9 protein-coding genes and 1 pseudogene are annotated in these 9,326 nt (G+C 63.8%); 1 reads left to right on the top strand and 9 read right to left on the bottom strand.

Going from position 1 to position 9,326, the window contains the following annotated elements; all coding sequences use genetic code 11:
* From B0E49_RS20860 to badH, 9 genes and pseudogenes are all read right to left on the bottom strand, one after another.
* Window positions 1–142, bottom strand: a pseudogene (locus B0E49_RS20860) (electron transfer flavoprotein subunit alpha/FixB family protein); the annotation flags it as partial.
* Window positions 143–213: 71 nt separating this feature from the next.
* Window positions 214–963 carry an electron transfer flavoprotein subunit beta/FixA family protein gene (locus tag B0E49_RS06245; protein ID WP_077561260.1) on the bottom strand — a complete coding sequence of 250 codons (750 nt, stop codon included), beginning with the start codon at window positions 961–963 and terminating at the stop codon, window positions 214–216.
* Window positions 964–982: 19 nt separating this feature from the next.
* Window positions 983–2,158: an acyl-CoA dehydrogenase gene (locus B0E49_RS06240; protein ID WP_077561258.1), complete on the bottom strand. Its 1,176-nt coding sequence runs from the start codon at window positions 2,156–2,158 to the stop codon at window positions 983–985.
* A 42-nt stretch (window positions 2,159–2,200) separates the two neighbouring features.
* Window positions 2,201–3,361, bottom strand: a complete 1,161-nt coding sequence (locus tag B0E49_RS06235; RefSeq protein ID WP_077561256.1) for an acyl-CoA dehydrogenase family protein — start codon at window positions 3,359–3,361, stop codon at window positions 2,201–2,203.
* A gap of 28 nt (window positions 3,362–3,389) precedes the next feature.
* Entirely contained in the window at window positions 3,390–4,193 is an 804-nt protein-coding gene (locus tag B0E49_RS06230; RefSeq protein ID WP_077561255.1) for an enoyl-CoA hydratase, read from the bottom strand.
* A complete protein-coding gene (aliA, locus tag B0E49_RS06225; protein ID WP_077561253.1) occupies window positions 4,190–5,836 on the bottom strand; it encodes a cyclohexanecarboxylate-CoA ligase in 1,647 nt (548 codons plus the stop codon). Before aliA ends, B0E49_RS06230 begins: the two co-directional genes overlap by 4 nt.
* 36 nt (window positions 5,837–5,872) lie before the next feature.
* Window positions 5,873–7,024 carry a cyclohexanecarboxyl-CoA dehydrogenase gene (gene aliB, locus B0E49_RS06220; RefSeq protein WP_077561251.1) on the bottom strand — a complete coding sequence of 384 codons (1,152 nt, stop codon included), beginning with the start codon at window positions 7,022–7,024 and terminating at the stop codon, window positions 5,873–5,875.
* Window positions 7,025–7,090: 66 nt separating this feature from the next.
* Window positions 7,091–7,873, bottom strand: coding sequence for a 2-ketocyclohexanecarboxyl-CoA hydrolase (badI, locus tag B0E49_RS06215; protein ID WP_077561249.1), 783 nt, complete (start codon window positions 7,871–7,873; stop codon window positions 7,091–7,093).
* A gap of 39 nt (window positions 7,874–7,912) precedes the next feature.
* Entirely contained in the window at window positions 7,913–8,680 is a 768-nt protein-coding gene (gene badH, locus B0E49_RS06210) for a 2-hydroxycyclohexanecarboxyl-CoA dehydrogenase (protein ID WP_077561248.1), read from the bottom strand.
* 134 nt (window positions 8,681–8,814) lie between these two features.
* On the opposite strand from badH, the gene B0E49_RS06205 reads away from it, so the two are divergent.
* A complete protein-coding gene (locus B0E49_RS06205; protein ID WP_077561247.1) occupies window positions 8,815–9,324 on the top strand; it encodes a MarR family winged helix-turn-helix transcriptional regulator in 510 nt (169 codons plus the stop codon).
* Window positions 9,325–9,326: the final 2 nt, after the last annotated feature.

Here is a 9,326-nt window from a genome sequence, read left to right as displayed (position 1 = left end):
CTTGGGCAGCGGCGGCGCCGGCATGGTGGCCGGCGACCAGCACGTGCACCTCACCGCCGCACTGGGCGGCAGCGCTCACGGTGTTCAGGGTGGCGCCCTTGAGGTGGGCGTTGTCGTGTTCGGCAATGACGAGTGCGGTCATGGTGGTTCTCCTACTTTCAGTTGAGACAGAGCAAAACTGCTGCGCAGTTCTTGGTCTGTCCCGCAAGATATTTAAATAACTTTGGCTTCGTTCTTGAGTTTGTCCACCAGGGTGGCGACATCGGGCACCTTGATGCCGGCGCTGCGCTTGGGCGGCTCGCTGACCTTGAGGGTCTTCAGGCGCGGGCTCACATCGACCCCGAGGTCTTCGGGCTTGTAGGTGTCGAGCTGCTTTTTCTTGGCCTTCATGATGTTGGGCAACGTCACGTAGCGCGGCTCGTTCAGGCGCAGGTCGGTGGTGACGATGGCGGGCAGGCTGATAGACAGGGTCTCCAGGCCGCCGTCGACTTCACGCGTGACCTGGGCCCGGCCATCGACCACCTCGACCTTGCTGGCGAAGGTGGCTTGGGGCAGGTCGGCGAGCGCGGCGAGCATCTGGCCGGTCTGGTTGCAGTCGTCGTCGATGGCCTGTTTGCCCAGGATCACCAGGCCGGGTTGTTCCTTGTCCATCAGGGCCTTGAGCAGTTTGGCGACCGCCAGGGGCTGCAGCTCGGCGTCGGTCTGCACCAGGATGGCGCGGTCCGCGCCGATGGCCATGGCGGTGCGCAGGGTCTCCTGGCACTGCTGCACGCCGCACGAGACGGCGATGACTTCCGTGGCAATGCCTTTTTCTTTCAAGCGCACGGCCTCTTCGACGGCGATCTCGTCAAAGGGGTTCATGCTCATCTTCACGTTGGCGATGTCCACGCCAGTGCCGTCGCTCTTGACGCGCACCTTGACGTTGTAATCGACCACGCGCTTGACGGGGACCAGGACCTTCATGAGGGTATCTCCAGGATGTTCAGAATGCGGCAATGCCGGTGATGGCCCGGCCCAGGATTAAGGCATGCACATCGTGCGTTCCCTCGTAGGTGTTGACCACCTCGAGGTTCACGAGATGCCGCGCAACGCCGAACTCGTCGCTGATACCGTTGCCGCCCAGCATGTCGCGCGCCACGCGCGCGATGTCCAGGCTTTTGCCGCAGCTGTTGCGTTTCATGATCGAGGTGATTTCAATCGCGGCAGTGCCTTCGTCTTTCATGCGACCCAGGCGCAGACAGCCCTGCAGGCCGAGTGTGATCTCGGTCTGCATATCGGCCAGTTTCTTCTGGACCAGTTGGTTGGCCGCCAACGGCTTGCCAAACTGCTTGCGATCCAGCACATACTGTCGTGCCCGGTGCCAGCAGTCTTCCGCCGCGCCGAGTGCACCCCAGGCGATGCCGTAGCGCGCGCTGTTCAGGCAGGTGAACGGTCCTTTGAGCCCGCGCACCTCGGGGAAGGCGTTCTCCTCGGGACAGAACACCTCATCCATCACGATCTCGCCCGTGATGCTGGCGCGCAGGCCAACCTTGCCGTGGATGGCCGGGGCCGACAGGCCTTTTGCGCCCTTTTCGAGCAGGAAACCGCGGATCGCGCCGCTGTCGTCCTTGGCCCAGACCACGAACACGTCGGCGATTGGCGAGTTGGTGATCCACATCTTGCTGCCGCTCAGACTGTAGCCGCCGGCTACCTTCCTGGCCCGCGTGACCATGCTTCCAGGGTCGGAGCCGTGGTTGGGTTCGGTCAGGCCGAAGCAGCCGATCCATTCGCCGCGGGCGAGCTTGGGCAGGTATTTCTGCTTTTGCGCCTCGGTGCCGAACTCGTTGATTGGCACCATCACCAGCGAACTCTGTACGCTCATCATCGAGCGATAGCCCGAGTCGACGCGTTCGACTTCGCGCGCCACCACGCCGTAGCAGACGTAATTGAGGCCGGCGCCGCCGTACTGTTCGGGAATCGTTGCGCCCAGCAGGCCGAGTTCACCCATTTCGCGGAAGATCGCCGGATCGGTCTGCTCGTGGCGGAAGGCCTCGAGCACGCGCGGGGCGAGCCGTTCCTGGCAGTAGGCGTGGGCAGCATCGCGCACCTGGCGTTCGTCGGCTGTAAGCTGTTGGTCGAGTAGCAGCGGGTCGTCCCAATGGAAGCTGGTTTTTGACATGGTGGTTTCCTTAACAGGTGGGGAGACGGTTTCAAGCCGGGCTCAATCGCGCCCGATCAGCTCGCGACCAATGATCATTTGCTGGATCTGCGTGGTGCCTTCGTACAGGCGCAGCAACCGCACGTCGCGGTAGAAGCGCTCGACCGGGAATTCATTGATATAGCCCGACCCGCCATGCACCTGCACGCCACGGTCGGCAACGCGGCCGACCATTTCGGTGCAAAAGAGCTTGGCGCAGGAAGCGTGCATGCTCACGTCCGGATCACTCTTGCCCGGTGGCTTGGCGTCATAGCGCAGCGCGCAGTCCTGCACCATCGACCAGCCGGCATAGAGTTCGGCCTGGCTGTCGGCGAGCATTGCCTGGATCAGCTGGAAGTCACCGATGCGCTTGCCAAACTGCTTGCGCTGGCGCGCGTAGGCGACCGCCTCGTTGAGAATCCGCTGCGCCATGCCGCAGGCCACGGCCGAGATGTGCAGGCGTCCGCGGTCGAGCACCTTCATGGCAGTCTTGAAGCCTTGGCCGGGCTTGCCGCCGATGACGTTGGCCGCCGGCACGCGCACGTTGTCGAGGTTCACGTCACAGGTCTTGGTGCCGCGCTGGCCCATCTTCTTGTCGGGCTTGCCCAGACTGAGGCCCACCAGGTCCGCAGGCACGATGAAGGCCGAGATACCGCCCGCGCCCGGCCCGCCGCTGCGCGCCATCAAGGTGAACGCCCCGGCACGCGGCGCATTGGTGATGAAGCGCTTGGCACCGTTCATCACGTAGACGTCGCCGTCGAGCTCGGCGCGAGTCTTGATCGCCGCCGAGTCCGAGCCGGCATCAGGCTCGGTCAGCGCGAACGACATGATCAGTTCGCCACTGGCGACGCGGGGAAGGATTTCGCGCTTCTGCGCTTCGGTGCCGTCCATCAGGATGCCCTGCGAGCCGATGCCGACATTGGTGCCGAACACAGAGCGAAAGGCCAGCGAGGTCTGCCCGATCTCGAATGCGACTTGGCATTCCTGGCTCATCGACAAGCCAATGCCACCGTATTCCTCGGGAATGGACAGACCGAACAGGCCCATGGCCTTCATGTCCTCGACGATGTCGACAGGCACCTCGTCGAGCTCCTCGACGGTGTTCTCGGCCGGAACCAGCCGTTCGCGAATGAAGCGCTGCACGCTGGAAAGCAGCAGTTCGAAGGATTCGGTATCGATAGCCATGATGTTTGCGTCGTGTATCGGATTGGTGTCAACGATGCTTGAACTCGGGTTGGCGCTTGTCCAGGAAGGCCTTCATGCCCTCGTGGGCATCGTCGCTGGCGAAGCGTGCGTGCAACTGCCGTCGCTCGAACCAGATGCCTTCGGACAGCGAGGCCTCCCACGTACGGTTGACGGACTCCTTGATCGCCATCAGCGCCGGCAGCGAGTAGCCGGCGATCGTGCTGGCCAGCGTGAGGCTTTCGGCCTGCAGCCGCTCGTCGGGTACCACGCGCGAGACCAGGCCGTAGCGATCGGCCTCGGCTGCGTCGAGCATGCGGGCCGACAGGCACATGTCCATGGCCTTGGCCTTGCCGATGGCGCGTGGCAGTCGCTGCGTGCCGCCGGCGCCGGGCAGCATGGCGAGCTTGATCTCCGGCAGCGCAAACTTCGCGCTCTCGGCAGCGATCACGATATCGCAGGCCAGCGCCAGCTCGCAGCCGCCACCCATCGCAAAGCCGGCCACCGCGGCGATCACCGGCTTGCGCACGCGGCGGATGGTCTCCCAGTTGCGCGTGATGAATTCGCTCCGGTAAACGTCCATGTAGTTCCAGTCCACCATGGCAGCGATGTCGGCACCGGCTGCGAAGGCGGGGCCATTGCCGGTGATGACGATGGCGCCGATGCCGTCATCGGCATCGAAGGCCAACAGCGCGGCACCGAGCGCGTCCATCAGCGCGTCGTTGAGCGCGTTCATCTGCTTCGGCCGGTTCAGTGTGAGCACGCCGACACGACCGGAGGTTTCGGCGATGACAGGCGGTTCCTGTGTCACGCGGGAGGGTGCGGGGGCAGTCATTTCGCCTCATCCTCCTTGACCATGTCGCGCAGCTTGAACTTCTGGATCTTTCCGGAGGGCGTGGAGGGCATCGCGTCGCGCACGATCAGCCGCTCGGGGATGTATTGCACGGTAACCTTCTGTGATTTCAGGAAGTCGACCAGGGTGGGCAGATCGATGCTCTGCCCCGGCTTGGGCACGACCACGGCGCAAGCCCGTTCGCCCAGACGCTCGTCGGGATAGGCCACGATGGCCGCCATCGCAATGGCCGGGTGCCGGTACAGCAATGCCTCGATTTCAACCACCGGAATGTTTTCGCCGCCGCGAATGATCACGTCCTTGGAGCGGCCGGTGATGCGGATGTAGCCCCGGTCATCCATGCGCGCCAGGTCGCCGGTATCGAACCAGCCGTCGGCATCGGTGGCGTTCCATTGCGGGCGTTTCAGGTAGCCGCCGAAGTTCGAGCACGAGCGCACCAGCAGCTTGCCGGCCTCCCCGGCTGGCAGTTCGGCGCCATCGACCTCAACCACCTTGAGCTCGACGCCCGGCAGCGGGCGGCCGTCGGTCGTGAAGGCGCGCTCGTCATCATCGTCGAGTTCGATCAGCGTGACCGCGCCATTCTCGGTCATGCCCCAGGCCGACACGATCTTCGTGCCCAGCACCCGGCGCGCCTGTTCTACCAGCGGACCGGGGATGGGTGCACCGGCACAGAGGAAGGTACGCAGGGTCGGCACGGCCAGGCCAGATTCGGCCACATTCTTGGCCAGGTCGGTCAGGAAAGGCGTGGAGGCCATGGTGAACGTCACCCCTTCGGCACGAATCAGGTCGATGCCCTTGAGCGGCTCCCAGATGTCAAGCAGCACGGCGCTGGCGCGCAGCATGATCGGCATCATCAGCCCATACATGAAACCGGTCTGGTGCGCCATCGGCGATGCCATCAGGACCACGTCATCGCCGCCCAGCCGCAAGCGTTTGGCGTAAGGAATGATGTTGGCCATCGTGGTGTTCGCCGTGTGCATCACACCCTTGGGCTCACCGGTGGTGCCCGAGGTATAGATGAGCTGCGTGACGTCGTCGGGGCCGGGCCGGTGACGCGTCAGGATGTCGCGCGCATCGGCGTCACTCTCCCAGGCCGGTCCGCTCAACAGGGCCTCGAAACTGTTGGCGCCCGCGCCGCCGACCACCACGACATGCTGAAGCTCAGGCAGGCTGGGCCGCAGGGCCGTGACCATCTGCTCGTAGTCAAAACCGCGAAACAACGTCGGCACGATCACCACTTTGGCCTCGCCGTGCTTGAGCATGAAAGACAGCTCGCGTTCCCGAAAAATGTGCATCAGCGGGTTCATCACCGCGCCGATGCGCGAGCACGCCAGGTAGGTGACGGTGAACTGCCACCAGTTGGGCAGTTGGCAGGCGACCACATCGTTGCGGCCCACGCCCAGGCGCGTCAAACCCACGGCCACGCGGTCGGCCATGGTCGCCAGTTCACGGTAAGTGAACCGTGTCGTGCCGCCGCTTTCGGCCTGCACGGCAGTCAGCGCCAGCTTGTCGGGGCAACTGGCCACACAGGCGTCCAGGTCGTCGTTGATGGTCCTGTCGTGCCAGAAGCCTTGGGCCACACTTTGGGCCCGGCGGGGCGCAATGAGAACGGCGTCGAATTCCATGGTCTTGTCTCCTCTTATGGTCTGGGGGTGATGCGGTCAGGCCGGTACTGCGGCACGGCCGGCGCGGGTGCGTGCAATGATGGTTTTCATGATCTGGGCCGTGCCGTCGCCGATCTGGAAGCCCAGCACGTCGCGCAGCCGCTGTTCCATGACGCCGCGGTCATAGCCTCCATGGCCGAACATCAGCAGACACTGGTGGATGACGTCATAGGCGAGCTTGGGACCCCACCACTTGCACATGGCGGCCTCGGCGCTGTGCGGCGCGCCCTTGTCCTTGAGCCACAGGGTCTGCAGGCACAGCAGGCGTGCCGCCTCGACCTGGGTGTCGAAGTCCGCCAGCGGATGCGACACACCCTGAAATGCCGACAGTGGCTTGCCGAAGGCTTCGCGCTGCGCGACATACTCCCAGGTTTCTTCCAACGCCGCACGTGCGACAGCCAGCACCTGCAGACCGATCAGCGCGCGCGAGAAGTCGAAGCCCTGCATCACCTGCACAAAGCCCTTGTTCTCATCGCCGAGCCGGTGGTTCAGCGGCACGCGCACGTTCTCGAAGAAGATCGAGCCCCGCCCAATGGCGCGCTGGCCATGGCAGTCGAACCGGTTTGTGGTTATCCCGGGCAAATCCATCGGCACCAGCAGGGCCGTGACGCCGTGCGCCGCAGATTCCACTGAGCCGGTGCGGCCGAATACGACTGCCGCATCGGCCTGATCGGCCGCCGAAATGGACGTCTTCTCGCCGTTGACCACGTAGTCGTCGCCGACCCGTTCGATGCGCAGCCGCAGATTGCCGGCGTCCGAGCCACCGCGCGGCTCGGTCAGTGCGATGGCGAACAGCGCCTCGCCCTGCGTGAGTTTGGTCAGCCAGGGCTTGGCCACCTCGGGCTGGCCGTGCTGCGACAGGATCTGGCCGTTGAGCGAGGCCAGCAGGTTGATGTAGCTGATGCTCAGGTCGGCGCGTGCGATTTCTTCATGAATCACGCCGGCCGCCAGGCAACCCATGCCCTGGCCGCCCACGGCCTCGGGCAACTCTGGCGCGATGAAGCCCATCTCGCCCATCTCGCGCATCAGCGCGCGGTCCAGCACGCGCGTCTTGTCGCGCTCCAGAAAGCCGGGCGCGACCCGCCCGGCGGCAAAGCGGCGCGCGTGCTCTGCCAGCGCGGCCAGGTCTTCGTCGATGTAGGGGTTCATGCAGTCTCCTGTGCGCACCGGTGTGCGCGGTCGGTTTGTTGGGGATAGGTTGAACGCCAGCGTGCTTTACTTCGCGTACTTGCGGAATTCGGGCTTGCGCTTTTCCTTCAACGCATTGACGCCTTCGCGCGACTCCTCGGTGTCGTAGAAGAGCTTGAGCGCATACATACCCAGGCCGGCAATTCCGCTCTGGTGCGCCGTGTCCACGTTGAACGAGCGCTTGGCGATGGCGATGGCCGTCGGGCTCTTCTCGCAGATTTCGTCGCACCACTTCTGCACCTCGGCGTCGAGCTGGTCGTGCGGCACACAGATGTTGGCCAGGCCCATGGTCACGGCCTCGGCCCCCGAGTAGCGGCGGCACAGGTACCAGATCTCGCGCGCCTTTTTCTCACCCACCACGCGGGCCAGAAAGGCCGTGCCATAGCCGGGGTCGACCGAGCCCATCTTCGGGCCGGCCTGGCCGAACTGGGCCTTCTCGGAACAGATGGTCAGGTCGCAGATCGTGCACAGCACGTTGCCGCCACCGATCGCGTAGCCCTGCACGCGCGCAATCACCGGCTTGGGCACGTCACGGATCGCCGTGTGCAGCTCTTCCATCGGCAGGCCGATGGTGCCGCGGCCGTCGTAGTTGCCATTGTGGGCCGATTGGTCGCCGCCGGTGCAGAACGCGCGGTCGCCGGCGCCAGCCAGCACGACCACGCCGACGTTTCGGTCGTAGCCGGCCTTGTTCAGGGCCTTGATCAGCTCGTCGCAGGTCTGGCCGCGAAACGAGTTCAGCTTCTCGGGGCGGTTGATGGTGATCCAGGCCGCGCCGTTGCGCACTTCGTAAAGAATGTCTTCGAATTCCATGTGGTTCTCCTGTGGGTTTGGGTAAAAAGGATTGAGATATCAGCCGTTCATCGTCAGGCCGCCCGACACGCTGAGCACCTGGCCGGTGACAAAGGCGGCGTCGTCGCTGGCGAAGAAAAGAATGGCGCCCGGCAGATCATCTGGTTGGCCAATGCGGCCGAGCGGAATCGAGCGCGTGAAGGCCTCCATCAGCTTCTCGGGATTGCCTGCGCCTTCCTTGTAGTCGGCGAACAGCGCGGTATCGGTGGGTCCCGGGCACACCACGTTGACGGTGATGCCGTGCCGTGCATGCTCGCGCGCGATGGTCTTGGAGAAGGCCACCAGGCCGCCCTTGCACGCCGCGTACACCGCCTCGCCGGAGGAGCCGACACGCGCTGCGTCGGAGGCGATGTTGACGATGCGCCCCGCCTTGCGCGCCGCCATGCCGGGCAGCACTGCATGGTGCATGTGCAGTGCACCGGTCAGGTTGATCGCGATCAGCTTGTCCCACTGGGCCGGCTCGGTCTTGGTGAAAGGCTTGAACACGTCCCATCCGGCGTTGTTGACAAGCACGTCGATCGGCCCCAACTGGGTCTCGGCGGCGGCCACGGCCGCATCCACCGCTGCGCGATCGGTGATGTCGCATTTGAATGCCACCGCCGTGCCGCCGGACGAGGTGATGTCTGACGCGACGCGCTGCGCCGCCTCCAGGTTCATGTCGAACACCGCGACTTTCGCGCCTTCTTGCGCGAAACGCCGGCAGGTCGCACCGCCGATGCCGCCACCGCCGCCAGTCACGATAACCGTCTTGCCTTCAAATTTCTGCATGTTTATCTCCATTGCTAGTCAGGGTTGGTATGCTCGAGAGACGTTTTTCACTCACAAGACATATATGTCAATACATTGACGTATATTACACGACTCATCTTTTCTTTGCAAGGGCCTTCTTCATTGTGAATCTTATGGATTACCCTAATAAAAATACTTCTGTAACCCGGGCCGAATTAGCCAACAGGTTGTTCTTTCGTTTGTATCAATGTGCAAATATGTTGCATAAAACAGGTTCTCGCGCGGTGGAGAAAGAGGGCCTGACGACCCAGCAATGGGCCGTGTTGGGGGCTTTGTCCCGGCCGGAGGCTGAAGGCGGGATGAGCGTGGGCAATCTGGCTCGCTACCTGATGGTGAGTCGCCAGAATCTGTCAGGCCTGATCAGCCGGATGGAGCGCGACGGCCATATTCGCACCGCGCCCGATGGGCGTGACCGGCGCTCGCGACTGGTCACCATGACCGAGTCGGGCGGGGATGTCTGGATGGTGCAGGCCCAACCGAAAATTCATGACTACTACGAGCAAGCGCTGGCGGGCTTTTCGATCAGCGATATCACCCATGCGCTGCACTACCTGCTCAAGCTGCTGGACAACATGAAGCGCCTGGACGGAGATGAGGAGTCTGGCCAGCCGGACGATTCCTGATC

It is taken from the genome of Polaromonas sp. C04, assembly GCF_002002705.1.
In the GTDB taxonomy this organism is placed as follows: Bacteria; Pseudomonadota; Gammaproteobacteria; order Burkholderiales; family Burkholderiaceae_C; genus Rhodoferax_A.
Note: the sequence above shows the minus strand (reverse complement) of the source record. Positions and strands in the feature narration are given on the sequence as shown.

What these genes read in the sequence shown, in the direction of transcription:
- B0E49_RS06245 (WP_077561260.1), bottom strand. Translation starts at nt 963, where the DNA reads ATGAAGGTCCTGGTCCCCGTCAAGCGCGTGGTCGATTACAACGTCAAG.
- B0E49_RS06240 (WP_077561258.1), bottom strand. Translation starts at nt 2,158, where the DNA reads ATGTCAAAAACCAGCTTCCATTGGGACGACCCGCTGCTACTCGACCAA.
- B0E49_RS06235 (WP_077561256.1), bottom strand. Translation starts at nt 3,361, where the DNA reads ATGGCTATCGATACCGAATCCTTCGAACTGCTGCTTTCCAGCGTGCAG.
- B0E49_RS06230 (WP_077561255.1), bottom strand. Translation starts at nt 4,193, where the DNA reads ATGACTGCCCCCGCACCCTCCCGCGTGACACAGGAACCGCCTGTCATC.
- aliA (WP_077561253.1), bottom strand. Translation starts at nt 5,836, where the DNA reads ATGGAATTCGACGCCGTTCTCATTGCGCCCCGCCGGGCCCAAAGTGTG.
- aliB (WP_077561251.1), bottom strand. Translation starts at nt 7,024, where the DNA reads ATGAACCCCTACATCGACGAAGACCTGGCCGCGCTGGCAGAGCACGCG.
- badI (WP_077561249.1), bottom strand. Translation starts at nt 7,873, where the DNA reads ATGGAATTCGAAGACATTCTTTACGAAGTGCGCAACGGCGCGGCCTGG.
- badH (WP_077561248.1), bottom strand. Translation starts at nt 8,680, where the DNA reads ATGCAGAAATTTGAAGGCAAGACGGTTATCGTGACTGGCGGCGGTGGC.
- B0E49_RS06205 (WP_077561247.1), top strand. Translation starts at nt 8,815, where the DNA reads ATGGATTACCCTAATAAAAATACTTCTGTAACCCGGGCCGAATTAGCC.